The sequence below is a fragment of the Micromonospora sp. WMMD987 genome (genome assembly GCF_029581435.1).
GTDB lineage: Bacteria > Actinomycetota > Actinomycetes > Mycobacteriales > Micromonosporaceae > Micromonospora > Micromonospora rifamycinica.
Genome location: NZ_CP120861.1, coordinates 5,755,344 through 5,772,830, shown reverse-complemented (window position 1 = coordinate 5,772,830; position 17,487 = coordinate 5,755,344). Strand labels below are relative to the sequence as shown.

Below are 17,487 nucleotides of genomic sequence, written 5' to 3'. Positions count from 1 at the left end.
GCTTGGGCCAGCTCGGTCCGGCGGCTCAGTCGTGTTTCGGTCGGATCAGTTCGACCTCGTCGCCCGGTAGCAGTTCCACGTCGCCCTGCGGGCTGTGGACTTCGAGGATCGGTACGCCCTCGTCGAGCTGCATGCTGCGCCGCTCCGCACCACTCGGCATCCGCGTGATCACCCTCGCGCCTCCCGCCAACTCCACCCTCCTGCGCTGTGGCAGATCGCGAACCCGTGTTCCGAAGGGTCGGCTGGTGGTGACCAGTCCCTCCGATCGCAGCAGCGCGATGGCCATCCGGACGGCGTCACGGCCGATCCCGTACTCCTGGCTCAACCGGGTCTCGCTGCCGACGCTCGACCCAGCCGGCAGGTCACCGGATTCGATCTGCCCCCGAAGGAGTTCGGCGAGCTGCACGTAGACCGGCGTGTGTGAGCGCGGATCGATGGTCATCCCGCAAGCCTTATGCCCCCGTTGCCGCCTTCGAACAAGGCTTCATTGCAATGATGGATTGTAGCCACGTTGAATCGTTGCTACTTTCTCTTGTGGCAACGCGTGCTCGTGAGGTTACGAAGGGTGTTCACTCCTTCGGGTTCGCTGGCTGGTTGAGCTGCTCCGCCGCCGTACTGCCGACGAGGGCTGCGGTCGCGGGGCGGGGTGGGTCCGCCCGTGCGAGGCGGGCGGGCGGACCCACCCCTTCCAGCCCGTGCGACCCCAATCCCTGCGACTGTGCGTCTTTGGATGGCGAACCCCTGTGGCAGTGAATTCCCAGCGACACAACCCAACCCCCAATACAGAGAGGTGGATCGTCGTGCGGTTGATCCTCCGTTTACTCGGTCGACCCGGGTGGACCCGGCACCCCCGCCGGCCGCGCTGCTACCGCTCGGCTGCCTACCGCCCGCTGCGGCCGTGGCAGGTGCGGGAGTGGCAGTTCCGCTGGACCCGATTCGGTCGGCGTGGGCTCGACCCGGCGGAGGTGCAGGAGTTCCTCGACCGGGTCGCCGTCGACCTGGCCGCCGCCTACCAGGCGCTCGGCGACAGCCGGCACGAGGCCGCCCGGGTTCGGGACGCGCTGCGCCGCTGGCAGTCCACGCAGTTCCGGCAGCGGGTGAACGAGGGGTGGTACCGGTGACCGCCGGCCGGGAGCGGTTCGTCGTCCACCTGCCCGTGGTCGCCGTGGACCTGCCCGGTGCCGTCCGGCTGGCCCGGGTGCTGGCCCGCTGGGCGGGGGTGCTCGCCCAGGCCGACCCCGGCGAGACCACCGTGTCGGCGGAGGACGAGCAGGGCGTACACCATCGGGTCTTCTGTGACCTGCGGCTGGACACCGGCCGACGCTGCCTGCTGCGCGCCGACCACGACGGCCCCTGCTCCCGCCGACCGGCTACCGTCCGGTACGAGTTTCCTTAGCGATCGTTCAGGTGTCGTTCTACACTCGGGGCACAGTCGAGGACTCGAGGAGGAGCCCCGCGGATGAACGCCGACGAGATCGCCGCCGGACGGGCACGCTGGCAGGCCCGGTACGACGCCGCGCGCAAGCGGGACGCGGACTTCACCACCCTGTCCGGGGCCACTGTGCAGCCGGTGTACGGGCCACCCGAGGGCACCGCGTACCCGGGGTTCGAACGGATCGGCTGGCCGGGCGAGTTCCCGTACACCCGGGGGTTGCATCCGACCGGCTACCGGGGTCGGGCCTGGACGATCCGGCAGTTCGCCGGCTTCGGCAACGCCCGGCAGACCAACGAGCGGTACAAGATGATCCTCGGCGCGGGCGGCGGCGGGCTCTCCGTGGCGTTCGACATGCCGACGCTGATGGGGCGCGACTCCGACGACCCGCAGGCGCTCGGCGAGGTCGGGCACTGCGGGGTCGCGGTGGACACGGCCGCCGACATGGAGGTGCTCTTCGACGGCATCGACCTGGCCGGTGTCACCACCTCGATGACCATCTCCGGCCCGGCGGTGCCGGTCTTCTGCATGTACCTGGTCGCCGCCGAGCGGCAGGGCGTCGACCCGTCCCGGCTGGACGGCACGTTGCAGACCGACATCTTCAAGGAGTACATCGCGCAGAAGGAGTGGCTGTTCGACCCGGAGCCGCACCTGCGCCTGATCGGCGACCTGATGGAGTACTGCGCCACCGAGATCCCCCGCTACAAGCCGCTGTCGGTCTCCGGCTACCACATCCGCGAGGCCGGCTCCACCGCCGCGCAGGAGCTGGCGTACACCCTGGCCGACGGGTTCGGCTACGTCGAGCTGGGGCTCTCGCGCGGCCTGGACGTCAACGTCTTCGCCCCCGGGCTGAGCTTCTTCTTCGACGCGCACCTGGATTTCTTCGAGGAGATCGCCAAGTTCCGCGCCGCCCGCCGGATCTGGGCCCGCTGGCTGCGCGACGTCTACGGCGCGACCAGCGAGAAGGCCCTCTGGCTGCGGTTCCACACCCAGACCGCCGGGGTGTCGCTGACCGCGCAACAGCCGGTCAACAACGTGGTACGCACCGCCGTGGAGGCCCTCGCAGCGGTGCTCGGCGGCACCAACTCGCTGCACACCAACGCCCTGGACGAGACCCTGGCCCTGCCCACCGACGAATCCGCCGAGATCGCCCTGCGCACCCAGCAGGTGCTGATGGAGGAGATCGGGGTGACCAACGTGGCCGACCCGCTCGGCGGCTCCTGGTACGTCGAGGCGCTCACCGACGCCATCGAGGCCGAGGCGGAGGAGATCTTCGCCCGGATCCGGCAGCTCGGCGGCGACGGCCCGCACCGGATCGGCCCGATGACCTCCGGCATCCTGCGCGGTATCGAGGACGGCTGGTTCACCGGCCATATCGCCGAGTCGGCCTTCGTCTACCAGCAGGCGCTGGAGAAGGGCGACAAGAAGATCGTCGGGGTCAACTGCCACACCGGCACGGTCGCCAAGGAACTGGAGATCCTGCGCATCTCGCACGAGGTGGAGCTGGAGCAGCGCCGGGTGCTCGCCGAGCGCAAGGCCGCCCGGGACGACGCGGCGGTGACGGCGGCGGTGCAGCGCATGATCGAGGTCAGCCGCACCGGCGGCAACATGATCCCTCCCATGCTCGACGCCGTCCGCGCCGAAGCCACCCTCGGCGAGATCTGCGACGCCCTCCGCACGGAATGGGGCACCTACCGCGAACCCGCCCGCTTCTAACCCACCCCCACCCCCACCCCCACCCCCACCCCAGGTCGATCATGGAGTTGTGGTGGTGGCAGATCCTCGTAAAAGGGGCGCTACGCCCACCACAACTCCATGATCGACGGGGCGGAGGGCGGGCGCGGGGGGTTGGGGGTGGCGGGGGGAGGAACGGGAGGTGAGAGTGGCAACTGTGGGCGTTGTGGCTGAGCCAGGGACGCTGGGGCTCGTGCGAGACTAGGTAACCATGAGCGACCCACGGATCACCTCGTCGATCTTCACCCGCGGCGCGGTCGACCTCAGCGCGCTGCGCGGCACCGCACCGGCCAGTTCCCGTCCCGCCACACCGAGCCAGACCGGCGCACCCACCGGGGTGCCGGGTGGTCCCACCACAGCCGGCAGTGCCGCGCTCGACGTGACCGAGGCGAACATCCAGGCCGAGGTGCTCGAACGATCGCTGACCACCCCGGTGGTGGTCTTCTTCGGCGCGGCCGGCTATCCGGACAGCGACCAGTTCGCCCCGGTGCTGGAGCGGTTGGCGGCCGAGGGCGCCGGCCAGTGGGTTCTCGCCCGGGTGGACGTCCAGGAGAACCCCCGGATCGCGCAGATGTTCCAGATCCAGGCGATCCCGACCGTCTACGCGGTCGTCGGCGGGCGGCCGATCGACGCCTTCCCCGGCGTGATCCCCGAGCCGCAGCTACGCCAGTGGCTCGCCGCCGTGCTGAAGGCCGGCGGCGTCACCGTGGCCGAGCCGGAGGACCCGCGCCTCGACGAGGCCGACGACGCGTTGATGAGCGGCGACCTGGACGCCGCCGAGCAGGCGTACCGCAAGATCCTGGCCGAGTCCCCGGCGGACGCCGCGGCCGAGGCCGGGCTGGCCCAGGTCGGGGTGGCCCGGCGGGTCGCGGGCGCGGACCCGCAGGCCGCGCTCGCCGCCGCGCGGGACAAGCCCGACGACGTCGACGCGCAGCTGCTCGCCGCCGACATCGAGGTGCTCAGCGGGATGGCCGAGCAGGCGTACGCGCGACTGGTCGGGTTGGTCCGCCGGACCAGCGGCGACGACCGGGACCGGGCCCGCCAGCACCTGGTCTCCCTGTTCAGCATCGCCGGCCCGGACGACCCCGCCGTGGCCTCCGCCCGACGTGCCCTGGCCAGCGCCCTGTTCTGAACCCCTGACACCCCCGAGCGGGCCGGCCGGTGGGCCGGCCCGCCGACCATCGAGGACGGGAGCCCGTGATGCGCCGAATCGCCGTCCTCGACGCGCCGACCAATCTCGGTCTGCGCCCGCCCACCGCCACCTCCGTCCCCGGCTGTGGCAAGGCTCCCGGGGCGCTGCGCGACCACGGCCTGCTCGCCCGGCTGGGCGCGCGGGACGCCGGCTGCCTCACCGCCCCCCGGTACGACCCGGGCGACTGGCGGCCCGGCGACGGGGTCTGCCACGCCCGGGAGATCTCCGGCTACTCGACGGTGCTCGCCGACCGGATCGGCGCGATCATCGACCGGGGTGAGTTCCCGCTGGTCCTCGGCGGTGACTGCTCGGTGCTGCTCGGTTCGGCCCTGGCCATGCACCGGCTCGGCGAGGCGGTCGGCGGGCGGATCGGGCTGGTCTTCGTCGACGGCCACTCCGACTTCCGGCACCCCGGCAACGCCTCGTACGTCGGTGCCGCGGCCGGGGAGGACCTGGCCCTGGTCACCGGGCGCGGGCAGGCCGACCTGGCCGCCATCGAGGGCCGCCGACCGTACTTCCGGGACATCGACGTGGTGGTGCTCGGCATCCGGGCGCAGGACGAGTACCGCCTCGACCTCCAGGCCGCCGGGATCACCACCCGACCGGTGCCGGCGCTGCGCGCCGAAGGGGCCGCCCGCAGCGCCCAGTGGGCGCACGAGCAACTGGCCGACTGCGCCGGTTACTGGGTGCACATCGACGTGGACGTGCTGGACCCGGCGGTGATGCCGGCGGTGGACGCCCCCGACCCGGGCGGGATCGCCTTCGCCGAGCTGGAGATCCTGCTCGCCGGCCTGGTGGACACCCCGCACTGCCTCGGTGTCGAACTGACCGTCTTCGACCCCGACTACGACCCGGACGGCGCGTACGCCGCCGAGATCGTCAACACGGTCGTCGCCGGGCTGGCCCCGGTCGTCGCGCCGGACGCGGTCGCGCCCCGGCTGCTGCCACCCCGGGCGGCCCACCCCGACCTGGTCCCGGCGCAGCCGGACCCGAGCGGGAGCGAAGGGCTGGCCGGCGGCGCAGGGCTGGCCGGGGAGCCGAACCCGGCCTGGGAGTCGGGGCGGGCCGGGCAGCTGGGCCGGGTCGAGGGGCAGGACCGGGCCGGGGAGCCGGGCGGCCGGGCCGAAGGGGCGGGACGGGCCGAGGAGCCGGTGGCCTGACCGCCGGGTCAGCCCAGGGCGCGGAGGAAGCGTTCGGCGATCGGGACGGCGCTGGCCGTGCTCGATCCACCCTGCTCGACGAAGACGGCGAACGCGACGTCCCCCCGCCAACCGACGAACCAGGCGTGGGTGTGCGTCGGGTCGTTGTCGTACTCGGCGGTGCCGGTCTTGCCGTACACCGGGTCACCCGGCACGTCGGCCAGCGTCCTGCCGGTGCCGGCGGTGACCACCTCGCGCATCATCGTCTTCAGCCCCGCCACCGATTCGGCCTTCAGCGGCGGGCCGGCCCCGGCGGGCGCGGCGGGGGCCGGGTCGAGCACCAGCTTCGGCTGCTCCCAACGGCCCCGGGCGACGGCGGCGGTCACCCCGGCCATGGCCAGCGGGCTGACCACGGTGGTGCCCTGGCCGATCGCCGCGGCGGCCTGCTCGGTCGGGCCGCCGCCGGTGGAGACCTTGCCGGTGAAGACGTCCGCGCCGAGGTCCCAGCGGCCCTCCAGACCCAGGGTGCGGCCGGTGACGGCCAGCCCGTCCGGGCCGAGCTGCGGGGCCAGCCCGACGAACGCGGTGTTGCAGGACTTCGCGAAGTCGGTCCGGAACGGCACCTTGCCCAGGACGAAGTCGTCGGAGTTCTTGAACGACCGACCGTCCACCGCGCGGGTCTTCGGACAGTCGACGACGGTCTGCGGGGTCACCGCGCCCCGGTCCAGCAGGCCGAGGGCGCTGACCGTCTTGAAGGTGGAGCCCGGCGGCACCTGGGCGGTGAAGGCGAGGTTCTCGCCGGCCGCCCCGGGACCGTTGGCGGCGGCGAGCACCGCGCCGTCGCTGATCCGCAGCGCCACCACGGCCGACCGTCGCTTCTCGGCCCGCAACGCGGCGTCGGCGGCGTTCTGGGTGGCCACGTCGAGGCTGGTGCGCACCGGCTGACCGGCGGTCGGCTCCTGCCGGAACGCCTCGGTGACCACCGTGCTGCCCCCCTCGGGGGCGGGCCGGCGGATCTCGACGGTCGTCCCGGGAGCGCCGCGCAGCCGTTCGTCGTAGCGGCCCTGGAGGCCACCGTGCCCGACCAGGTCACCCTTGGCGTACCGGTCGGGGTGGGCGGCCAGGTCGTCGGCCTGCGCCTGGTCGACCGTGCCGAGCAGGGCGCGGGCGAACTCCCGGGTGGGGGCCAGGTCGAGCTTCTCGGCCCGGAACGTCGTCCCCGGCAGGTCGTAGATCCGGGACCGGATCTGCCGGTACGCCTCGTCGCGCAACGTCACCACCTCGACGAAGGCGTCGGGGTCGGCCGCGCTGAGCCGCTGCGGCAGGTCGGTCAGGTCGACCGGCGGGCTGATCGGCGGCCGGATCGCCTTGAACGCCGCGTCCAGCCGTCCGACCAGGGCCTTGACATCGCCGGCCTGGCTCGGCTGCACGCCGATCCGGACCACCGGCCGGGGCGTCACGATCGGCTGGCCCGCGCCGTCGAGCACACCCGCCCGGGGCGCGGCGGTCCGCCGCAGCGCCAGCCGGTCGCCCTTGGCCAGTTGCTCGTGCAGCACCTCGGGTTCCCAGATCACCTGCCACTGGTCGCCGCTGTTCTGGCGCAACCGGACCGGCCGCTGGTAGGCCCAGGTCGCCCCGCCCGGCAGCGCCCACCGGATGTCGACCCGGGCGGTGGCCAGGTTTTTGGTGACCTCGACGTCACCCACGCGTTCCAGCGTGGGCGGGGTGGCGGCGAGGTCACCGGAGAGCTTCTTGATCTCTTCGGTGACGGTGGCGGCGGGCACCCTGGCCCCGGTGGGCTCGACGAAGCCCACCTCGTCGAGGTCGCCGGAGCGCCAGCCCGCGAGGAACGCGTCCACGCTGACGTCGAGCCCGTCGTCACCGGAGCAGCCGACCAGGGCGACCGCCGCCACCACGCAGACGGCCAGGGCGGCGAGCCCCCGCCGAGGGGGAGTGCCGGGGCGGCGGTACGGGTACGACAGGGACATGGAGCTGCACCTTCCGGAGGACGGGCTGCCCTGCACGCTAGTACGCGCCCGCCGCCGGCACTGCCCCGCGCCACCGGCCCGGCCGCCGGGGCGCACCTGACGGCTGCCGGATCCGGTCGCTTCGTGACCGCCCGGTGGGCGGATCGCGACGGGCCGGCGGCGGGCGAAGAGGCGGACGCGCAGGTGTGATGAACATCCCGAGACGGGGTACTCGGCACCCGGCCGACCGGGCATCTGCAACGGATGCCAGGCCAGCGTCCCGAACCGGACGTCCCACCGGTGGTCCGCCGACGCAGACACGCAACGGCAGGGCCTATGGTGGGGCGGCAGAGTGACCCACAACGCGGTGGGTCGTCGAGGGGAGTGGCACCGATGGACCGGCGTCCGGCGATCAAACCGGTACCCGACCTCCGGCAGAGCGACACCGGCCGGGACGACAGCTTCGATTCGGTGACCGACGGGGACAGTCCACCCGGCGGGGACGGCTACGGTCGACTCGACACAGGCGTGACCGGGATGACCGGTTCGAGCGTCGACACCCTCTACGACCTGGGGCTTCCGGTGGAAGTGCTCGGCGACGACGTGGAGGACGCCGCACTCGACGAGCCGGTGCCCAACGCCGAACGCCTGGTCGCCCAGGCGGTGGCGCTGGCCGGTGACGACCACGACGCGGCGACCCTGGTGGGGCGGTTCTGGCGGTTCGCGCCGGACGAGGAGCTGATCGGCTTCACCGCCGAGGAGATGCTCGACGCGGCCCGCGCGCACCGGGACCTGGCCCAGCAGCGGGTGCCGGGCGAGCTGAAGCTGCGCATCCACTCACCCGACGCCGACCAGCACCACACCGTCGTCGAGATCGTCACCGACGACATGCCGTTCCTGGTCGACTCGGTGACCGCCCTGCTCAACGCGCACCACCTCGACGTGCACCTGCTGGTACACCCGCTGGTGGTGGTCCGGCGGGAGCCGCTGGGCCGGCTGACCGAGGTCTCCGCCGACGTGGAGCCGGACGACGCGATCGCCGGCGACCTGGTCGAGAGCTGGATGCGGATCGAGATCGACCCGGTCCGCGACGCCGACCAGCGCGACCAGTTGCGCCGCGAGTTGCAGCGGGTACTCACCGACGTGCGGGAGGCCGTCGAGGACTGGCCCAAGATGCGCCAGCGCGCGCTCGCCCTGGCCGACGAGCTGGCCTCGGCCCGGACGGCCGACGACCGCCCGCCGGTGCCGGAGAAGGACATCACCGACTCGGTGGAGCTGCTGCGCTGGCTGGCCCACGACCACTTCACCTTCCTCGGTTACCGGGAGTACCGGCTGGTCGACTCCGGTGGCCAGGGCGGCCCGGCGTTGGAGGCGGTGCTCGGCACCGGCCTCGGCATCCTGCGGTCGGACTCGCCGGAGGCGCGGGCGCTGTCGTCGATGACGCCGGAGGCGCACGAGAAAGTGATGGAGAAGCGGCTGCTGATCATCACCAAGGCGAACTCCCGGGCCACCGTGCACCGTTCGGCCTACCTGGACTACATCGGGTTCAAGATCTTCGACGAGGCCGGCGAGGTGGTCGGCGAGCGGCGGTTCCTGGGCCTGTTCTCCACCGCGGCGTACCGGACCAGCGTGCGGGAACTGCCGGTGGTCCGCCGCAAGGTGGCCGAGGTGCTGGACCGCTCCGGGCTGAGCCAGCGCAGCCACTCCGGCAAGGACCTGCTCCAGATCCTGGAGACCTACCCGCGCGACGAGCTGTTCCAGATCAAGACCGACGACCTGTACCACGCGGTGGTCGGCGTGCTACGGATGGCCGGCCGCCGGCAACTGCGGGTGTTCCTGCGCCGCGACGCGTACGGGCGGTTCATCTCCTGCCTGATCTACCTGCCCCGGGACCGGTTCACCACCCAGAACCGGCTACGCATGCAGGACATCCTGCTGCGTGAGCTGAACGGTGTCGGGGTGGACTACACCACCCGGGTGACCGAGTCGATGCTGGCCCGGGTGCACTTCATCGTGCGGACCGACCCGAACCGGCCGCCCGGGGAGATCGACGCCGACCTGCTCGCCGAGGAGTTGGCCGACGCCACCCGGCTCTGGGACGACGACTACCGCCTGGTGCTGGAGCGCAAGCTCGGTGACGAGCAGTCGAAGCACCTGTTCACCCGGTACGCCGACGCGTTCCCGGAGGGCTACAAGGACGGGCACACGCCGTACGAGGCGATGAAGGACCTGGCCAAGCTGGAGCTGCTGGAGGAGCCCGGCCAGCTGGAGATGCACCTGTTCCGCAAGCAGTGGGCGTCCCGGCCGGGGCAGCGCGACACCGGCGTCGACGAGGCGATGGACGTCCGGTTCAAGGTCTACCGCTACGGCGAGCCGATGATGCTCTCCGCCGTGCTGCCGGTGCTGCACTCGCTGGGCGTCCGGGTGGTCGACGAACACCCGTACGAGGTGGACCGGATCGACGGCCGGGTCTTCCTGTACGACTTCGGGCTGCGGCTGCCCGAGGGGCACCAGGAGCTGGCCGAGGTGCGCCCGCACGTGGAGAACGCCTTCGCCGCCGCCTGGCGGGGCGAGGCCGAGGTGGACGGCTTCAACGAGCTGGTGCTGCGCGGCGGCCTGACCTGGCGGCAGGTGGTGGTGCTGCGGGCGTACGCGAAGTACCTGCGGCAGACCGGGGCGGTCTTCTCCCAGGAGTACATGGAGCAGACCTTCATCGCGTACCCGCGGATCGCCGCGCTGCTGGTGGAACTGTTCGAGGTCCGGTTCGCCCCGGACGGCGGCGGTGCCGCGCAGCGTCGGGAGCGCAGCGACGAGCTGGTAGAGGCGGTCGGCGGCGCGCTGGACGCCGTGGCCAGCCTCGACCAGGACCGGATCCTGCGCGCCTACCTGACGCTGATCCAGGCCACCCTGCGGACCAGTTTCTACCAGAAGCGCGCCGACGGGCGACCCAAGCCGTACGTGGCGTTCAAGCTGGACCCGCAGTCCATTCCGGACCTGCCGGCGCCCCGGCCCAAGTTCGAGATCTTCGTCTACTCGCCCCGGTTCGAGGGTGTGCACCTGCGGTACGGGCCGGTGGCCCGGGGCGGGCTGCGCTGGTCCGACCGGCGGGAGGACTTCCGGACCGAGGTGCTCGGCCTGGTCAAGGCGCAGATGGTGAAGAACGCGGTGATCGTGCCGGTGGGCGCCAAGGGCGGCTTCGTGCTCAAGCAGAAGCCGGGTGACCGGGACGAGGCGGTCGCCTGCTACCAGGAGTTCGTCGGCGCGATGCTCGACGTCACCGACAACATCGTCGCCGGGGAGATCGTCGCGCCGGTGGACGTGGTGCGGCACGATCCGGACGACCCCTACCTGGTGGTCGCGGCGGACAAGGGCACCGCCACGTTCTCCGACATCGCCAACCAGATCTCGGCGGCGCACGGCTTCTGGCTGGGCGACGCGTTCGCCTCCGGTGGTTCCGCCGGCTACGACCACAAGAAGATGGGCATCACCGCCCGGGGTGCCTGGGAGTCGGTCAAGCGGCACTTCCGGGAGCTGGGCCACGACACCCAGACCCAGGACTTCACCGTGGTCGGCGTCGGCGACATGTCCGGCGACGTGTTCGGCAACGGGATGCTGCTCTCCGAGCACATCCGGTTGGTGGCCGCGTTCGACCACCGGCACATCTTCCTCGACCCCGATCCGGACGCCGCCGCGTCGTACGCCGAGCGGAAGCGGCTGTTCGAGCTGCCCCGGTCGTCCTGGGAGGACTACGACCCGAAGCTGATCTCCGAAGGCGGCGGCGTCTTCCCGCGCGGGGCGAAGTCGATCCCGGTCACCCCGCAGGTGCGGGCCGCCATCGGCCTGGCCGAAGACGTCACCCAGCTCAGCCCGGCGGAGCTGATGAAGGCGATCCTCACCGCGCCGGTGGACCTGTTCTGGAACGGCGGCATCGGCACGTACGTGAAGGCGTCCAGCCAGACCAACGCCGAGGTGGGCGACAAGTCCAACGACGCGATCCGGGTGGACGGCAAGAGCCTGCGGTGCCGGGTCGTCGGCGAGGGTGGCAACCTGGGCTGCACCCAGCACGGCCGGATCGAGTACGCGTCCACCGGCGGCCGGATCTACACCGACTTCATCGACAACGCGGCCGGGGTGGACTGCTCCGACCACGAGGTGAACATCAAGATCCTGCTCAACACGGCGGTCGCCGACGGCGCGCTGGACGTCCCCGCCCGCGACGAACTGCTCGCCCAGATGACCGACGAGGTCGCCGAGCTGGTGCTGCGGGACAACTACGACCAGGCGCGGGCGATCAACAACTCGCAGGCCCAGGCCGCCTCGCTGCTGCCGGTGCACCGCCGGATGATCAGCGAGCTGGAACGGGCCGGTCAGCTCGACCGGGCGCTGGAGGCGCTGCCCCCGGACGAGGAACTGGCGGTACGCACCGAGTCCGGGCTGACCGCGCCGGAGTTCGCCGTGCTCCTCGCGTACGTGAAGATCGTGCTGGAGCGGGAGATCCTGGCCGAGGGCCTCGCGGACGAGGAGTGGACGACCAGGGTGCTGGTCGACTACTTCCCGACGCCGATGCGCGAGCGGTTCGCCGACCGGATGGCGCAGCACCGGCTGCGCCGGGACATCGTCACCACCGTCCTGGTGAACGAGGCGATCAACCGGGGCGGCATCTCGTTCGTCTTCCGGGTCGTCGAGGAGACGGCCGCGTCGGCGGCCGACGTGATCCGGGCGTACGTGGTGGTCCGCGAGGTCTTCGGGCTGCGGGAGCTGTGGGACGCGGTCGAGGCGTTGGACAACCGGGTTTCGCCGGAGTTGCAGACCAGCGTCTACCTGGACACCCGGCGGCTGCTCGACCGGGCGGTGCGCTGGCTGGTGACCAACCGGCGCTCGCCGATCGACGTGCCGGCCGAGATCGAACGGCTCCGTGACGGGGTGGCCCGGCTGCTGCCCGACCTCCAGGACCGGTTCCACGGCAGCGAACGGGAGTCGCTGCGGGCGCACATCGACACGATGACCGCCCGGGGGCTGCCCGCCGGGCTGGCCGAGCAGGCGACCCGGCTGATGTACAGCTTCGGTCTGCTGGACGTGGTGGAGACGGCGCGCACCAGCGGGCGGGACGTCGGCGAGGTGGCCTCGGTCTACTTCGTGCTCTCCGACCGGTTCCGGGTGGACTCGCTGTTGTCGAAGATCTCCCTGCTGCCGCGGGAGGACCGTTGGCAGACGCTGGCCCGGATGGCGCTGCGCTACGACCTGTACGCCGCGCTGGCCGCGCTCACCGGGGAGGTGCTCGACTCCACGGCCGGTGACCTGCCGCCGCAGGAGCGGGTGCTCCAGTGGGAGCAGTCGAACGCCACCTCGATCCACCGGGCGCACCGGGCGATGGGGGAGTTCGACGAGTCGCGGGCCGACCTCGCCTCGCTGTCGGTGCTGCTGCGCCAGATCCGTACCCTGGTGCGGACGTCGGCGGCGGCCTGACCGTACGCCGACCCGCGCCCCCGGTGACGAACCGGGGGCGCGGGTCGGTGCCCTGTCGTGGGGTGCCGCGCCCGCGCGGCGGCGGACGCGCGACGGGTCAGGACGTCAGCGTCGCGAAGACGATCACGTTGTCCCGGTAGCTGGCGGTGCCCTGGTCGAACTGGCCGCCGCAGGTCACCACCCGCAGCCCGGGCCGGTCGTTCGGGCCGTACACCAGCTCGGTGGGGAACTGTTCCTTGGGATAGGAGCGCACCTCGTCGACGGTGAAGGTGGCCGTGCTGCCGTCGGCCCGGGAGACCGCGACGAGGTCGCCCGGCAGGAGCGCGCCGAGCTGGAAGAAGACCGCCGGCCCGAGCTTCGCCGAGTCGACGTGCCCGACGATCACCGCGTTGCCGGCCTCGCCGGGGCTGGTTCCGGGCTCGTACCAGCCGGCCCGCTGGGCCTGCTCCAACGGGGGCACCTGGACCGTGCCGTCCGGGTTGGTACCCAGCGGCATGATCTCCGCGTTCACCCCGATCTTCGGGATCGTGATGGTGGTGGGGGCGGACCGGGGCAGCGGGTCGGGGCCCGCCGGCGCGCTGGCGTCGGCGGGGACGCCGGCGTCCGGGTCGTCGACCGGCCCGGTGTCCGTGCCGGGGGTGGCCGCCGGGGCGGTCTGCGGCGCGGCCTGGGCGGCCGGCTGCGGCGGACGCGGCGGGGGCGTGGTGCGCAGGGACGCGCCGACGAGGCCGGAACCGGCCATGGCGAGCAGGACGACGACGGCCGCGCCGGCGGCACGCCACGGTCTCCCGTGACGGCCGCCGGCCCGTGTCGCCGTCAGGTCAGCCGAGCTCATCGGCCCGACGCCGACGCATCAGCACGATGCCACCGAGGGCAGCCGCGCCGATCATGCCCGCCCCGCCGGCGACCATGCTCCGGTCGGCACCGGTGGTGGTCATCCCACCGTCGCCGCCGTCGACGTGCCCCCTCGGCAGGACGACCAGTGCACCCTCGCCGCACGAGCCCTTCAGCTCGTAGCGGCCCGGACGGGCGTCCTCGGAGACCTCGGCCTCGCCGTAGTAGACGAAGTGCTTCTTGTGCTCCCAGCCGCCGTCCTCCTTGCCGTGGTCGTACTCCTCGTCCTCGCCGTACCCCTCGTGGCCCAGCCAGTCGTCCTCGTCGGACTCCTCGCCGTAGCCCGGCTTGCCGTGCTCACCGGATTCTTCGCCCGGCTTGCCGTGCTCGCCGGATTCTTCGCCGGGCTTGCCGTGCTCGCCGGACTCGTCGCCGGGCTTGCCGGGCTTGCCGTGCTCGCCGGACTCGTCACCGGGCTTGCCGTGCTCCTCGCCCTTGCCCTTGCCCTCGTCGCCCTTGTCGCCGTGGTCCGGACCCTGGTCGGCAGCCATGAAGCCACCACCCCGGCCACCGGCCGGCGGCTGCCCGCCGTCGGCCGGCGGCTGTCCACCCTCGGCCGGCGGCTGCGGCTTGGGGCCGTTGTCGTCGGGGCCCTTGCCGTCAGGACCCTTGCCGTGGTCCTCGCCCTTGCCCTCTTCGCCCTTGCCGTGGTCCTCGCCTCTGCCCTCGTCGTCCTTCCAGTCACCGTGGTCCTCACCCCGGCCCTCGGCCGGCTTGAGCTTGACCTTGCCGGTGACCTTGGACCAGGCGAAGGCGTGTTCCTGCGCCTGGGGGCAGATCTCGATGAGCTTGACCTCTTCGCCGGGCTTGACGACGTGCGGCTTGGCGAAGACCTTGCCGTCCCGGCTCTCGCCGTCGTGGTGACCGTCCGCGAACGCGATCCCCGGCGTGAATACCAGAAGGGACGCGCCACCGAGAGCGGCACCCGCGACGACCTTCCCGAGCATCTTGTTAGCCATGACCTGCGTCACTCCATCCCCTGTTGTCCTGAGCCCGACGACAGTCGAGCTATGACCGACGTTAGACGGTTTCACGACTTATTCGGGGAAAGATTCGTGTTTTCGGCTTTAGCGATGATGCGGGGCTTAAGAGATCTAGAGGGCTTCTGTCGGCACTTGCCACCTCGGCGCGCGGTTGGTGTGCTGCCGGCCGAGCTGGGCGGGGATACGCTCGTCGGGGCCGGAGTGCCGGTCCGGGCGTTGCGGGCAGGTTGCCGCGAGGTATCGAGCCATTGCCATGGAAGCGCTCCCATGCAAGAATCCCTACACGCGGTTCGGGGAGCCACACCGCGCACGGCAGAGGTCGAGGGCAACCGGTGCACCGGACGACGTCGCCGCCGACCGGTCCCACGGGGCCGGTGCAGCTCGCCACCACCACGCCCGCCCTCCGGGGTCGGGCACCCCCCCGAGATGTCCCGTTGGCGCCGGGGTCGTCCGTACCCCAGGACGCTCACGCGCCACTTGCCGGTCCCCTCGCGGTGCCGGTCTCGCCCAAGGAGTGCAAAAGGCATGAATCTGTGGAGAAGTATGTCCGCCCGACGCCGGGCGTTCGCCCTCACCGGGGCGAGCGTGCTGGTCGCGGGCGGGCTGGTGACCATCCCGGTCACCGCGGCGCAGGCCGCCACCCAGTGCAGCATCGACTACACCACCAACGACTGGTCCGGCGGCTTCACCGCGAACGTCACCATCCGCAACGTGGGTGACCCGATCAGCAACTGGACCCTCGGCTTCACCTTCCCCAACAGCAGCCAGCGGGTGACCCAGGGCTGGTCGGCCAAGTGGTCGCAGAGCGGCCAGAACGTGACCGCCACCAACGAGTCCTACAACGGCTCGCTGGGTCGCGGCGGCAGCACCACCCTCGGCTTCAACGGCTCGTGGAGCGGCAGCAACCCCAAGCCGACCTCGTTCACCCTGAACGGGGTGGTCTGCGGTGGCGTCACGCCCACCACGCCGCCGCCCACCACGCCTCCGCCGACGACCACGCCGCCGCCCACCACCCCGCCGCCCACGACGCCTCCGCCGACCACGCCTCCGCCCACCACGCCTCCGCCGGGGCAGAAGGTGGACAACCCCTACGCCGGGGTCAAGGGCTACGTGAACCCGGAGTGGAAGGCCAAGGCGGACGCCGAGGCCGGTGGCAGCCGGGTCTCCAACAACCCGACCGCCGTCTGGCTGGACCGGATCGCCGCGATCAACGGCACCCCGGACAGCAGCTCCAACGGCGCGATGGGCGTCAAGGACCACCTGGACGCCGCCCTCGCCCAGGGTGCCGGCTACATCCAGTTCGTGATCTACAACCTGCCCGGCCGGGACTGCTCGGCGCTCGCCTCCAACGGTGAGCTGGCCGCCGACGAACTGCCGCGCTACAAGGCGGAGTACATCGACCCGATCGCCGCGATCCAGAGCCAGGCCAAGTACGCCAGCCTGCGGATCATCAACATCATCGAGATCGACTCGCTGCCGAACCTGGTCACCAACACCTCCGGCAACGCCGGTGGCACCGTGCAGTGTGACGTGGTGAAGGCCAACGGCGCGTACGTCAACGGCGTCGGCTACGCCCTGTCCAAGCTGGGTCCGATCGGCAACGTCTACAACTACATCGACGCCGGTCACCACGGCTGGCTGGGCTGGGACACCAACTTCGGCCCGACCGCCGACATCCTGAAGACCGCCGCGGTCGCCTCCGGCAGCAACGTGAACTACGTGCACGGCTTCATCACCAACACGGCGAACTACTCCGCCCTGAAGGAGCCGTACATCAAGATCACCGACTCGGTGAACGGCCAGACCGTCCGCCAGTCCAAGTGGATCGACTGGAACTACTACGTCGACGAGCTGTCGTTCGCCCAGGCGTTCCGCGACAAGCTGGTCTCGGTCGGCTTCAACAGCAACATCGGCATGCTGATCGACACCTCCCGTAACGGCTGGGGCGGCACCGCCCGGCCCACCGGTCCGGGCGCGACGACCAGCGTCGACACCTACGTCAACGGTGGCCGCGTCGACCGTCGCTTCCACGCCGGCAACTGGTGCAACCAGGCCGGCGCGGGTCTCGGCGAGCGGCCGAAGGCCAACCCCGAGCCGGGCATCGACGCCTACGTCTGGGTGAAGCCCCCGGGTGAGTCCGACGGCTCCAGCTCCCTCATCCCGAACAACGAGGGCAAGGGCTTCGACCGGATGTGCGACCCGACCTACACCGGTAACGCCCGTAACGGCAACAGCATGAGCGGTGCCCTGCCCAACGCGCCGATCTCCGGCGCCTGGTTCTCCGCTCAGTTCCAGGAGCTCATGAAGAACGCCTACCCGGCGCTCTGACGAACCTGCCCGCCGCGGCTGGAGTGAGGCACTGACGCGGTAGGGCGCACCCGGGCCCCCGGTCCGACCGAGAGGTCGGACCGGGGGCCCACCCGTGGTACCGGCGTCCCCGTGGGGTGACGGATGGCGCGCGGGCCACGCCGTGGCACGGACCCGGCGCGAAGCCCGCAGCGAAGCCGGATTCGCTCGGCGCGACGCCCGCAGCGGAGCCGGATCCGCCCGGCCCGACGCCCGCAGCGGAGCCGGATCCGCCCGGCCCGACGCCCGCAGCGGAGCCGGATCCGCCCGGCGCGAAGCCCGCAGCGGAGCCGAATGAGCCCCGGCGCGGCAGCGCCGCAGCGGAGCCCGAATC

General features: G+C 71.9%; 11 protein-coding genes. 7 read left to right on the top strand and 4 right to left on the bottom strand.

The window, feature by feature from the left end; translation table 11 throughout:
- Positions 1-25: 25 nt before the first annotated feature.
- The gene (locus O7612_RS24380) at positions 26-442 is read right to left on the bottom strand and encodes a GntR family transcriptional regulator (RefSeq protein ID WP_282267640.1); all 417 of its coding nucleotides are present in this window, start codon (positions 440-442) and stop codon (positions 26-28) included.
- A gap of 364 nt (positions 443-806) precedes the next feature.
- On the opposite strand from O7612_RS24380, the gene O7612_RS24375 reads away from it, so the two are divergent.
- From O7612_RS24375 to O7612_RS24355, 5 genes are all read left to right on the top strand, one after another.
- Positions 807-1,121: a DivIVA domain-containing protein gene (locus O7612_RS24375; protein WP_282274034.1), complete on the top strand. Its 315-nt coding sequence runs from the start codon at positions 807-809 to the stop codon at positions 1,119-1,121.
- On the top strand, positions 1,118-1,396 hold the full coding sequence (locus tag O7612_RS24370) for a hypothetical protein (RefSeq protein ID WP_067314060.1): 279 nt from the start codon (positions 1,118-1,120) through the stop codon (positions 1,394-1,396). Before O7612_RS24375 ends, O7612_RS24370 begins: the two co-directional genes overlap by 4 nt.
- Positions 1,397-1,459: 63 nt before the next feature.
- Positions 1,460-3,148 (top strand): methylmalonyl-CoA mutase family protein, encoded by a 1,689-nt coding sequence (locus O7612_RS24365; RefSeq protein ID WP_282267635.1) that lies wholly within the window; start codon positions 1,460-1,462, stop codon positions 3,146-3,148.
- 229 nt (positions 3,149-3,377) lie between these two features.
- Positions 3,378-4,298 (top strand): tetratricopeptide repeat protein, encoded by a 921-nt coding sequence (locus O7612_RS24360; RefSeq protein WP_282267633.1) that lies wholly within the window; start codon positions 3,378-3,380, stop codon positions 4,296-4,298.
- A 65-nt stretch (positions 4,299-4,363) separates the two neighbouring features.
- On the top strand, positions 4,364-5,518 hold the full coding sequence (locus O7612_RS24355; RefSeq protein ID WP_348774251.1) for an arginase family protein: 1,155 nt from the start codon (positions 4,364-4,366) through the stop codon (positions 5,516-5,518).
- Positions 5,519-5,526: 8 nt separating this feature from the next.
- Here the strand turns inward: O7612_RS24355 and O7612_RS24350 are convergent, their stop codons facing one another.
- Positions 5,527-7,485, bottom strand: coding sequence for a penicillin-binding transpeptidase domain-containing protein (locus tag O7612_RS24350; RefSeq protein ID WP_282267631.1), 1,959 nt, complete (start codon positions 7,483-7,485; stop codon positions 5,527-5,529).
- Positions 7,486-7,857: 372 nt separating this feature from the next.
- Between O7612_RS24350 and O7612_RS24345 the strand changes: the two genes are divergently transcribed.
- A complete protein-coding gene (locus O7612_RS24345; protein ID WP_282267629.1) occupies positions 7,858-12,930 on the top strand; it encodes an NAD-glutamate dehydrogenase in 5,073 nt (1,690 codons plus the stop codon).
- Positions 12,931-13,027: 97 nt separating this feature from the next.
- Here the strand turns inward: O7612_RS24345 and O7612_RS24340 are convergent, their stop codons facing one another.
- Both O7612_RS24340 and O7612_RS24335 read right to left on the bottom strand, forming a co-directional pair.
- The gene (locus O7612_RS24340) at positions 13,028-13,750 is read right to left on the bottom strand and encodes a class F sortase (protein ID WP_282274033.1); all 723 of its coding nucleotides are present in this window, start codon (positions 13,748-13,750) and stop codon (positions 13,028-13,030) included.
- 1 nt (position 13,751) lies between these two features.
- Complete coding sequence (locus O7612_RS24335) at positions 13,752-14,783, bottom strand: hypothetical protein (protein ID WP_282267627.1); 1,032 nt, start codon at positions 14,781-14,783, stop codon at positions 13,752-13,754.
- Positions 14,784-15,332: 549 nt separating this feature from the next.
- Between O7612_RS24335 and O7612_RS24330 the strand changes: the two genes are divergently transcribed.
- On the top strand, positions 15,333-17,135 hold the full coding sequence (locus O7612_RS24330) for a glycoside hydrolase family 6 protein (protein ID WP_282267625.1): 1,803 nt from the start codon (positions 15,333-15,335) through the stop codon (positions 17,133-17,135).
- Positions 17,136-17,487 lie beyond the last annotated feature (352 nt).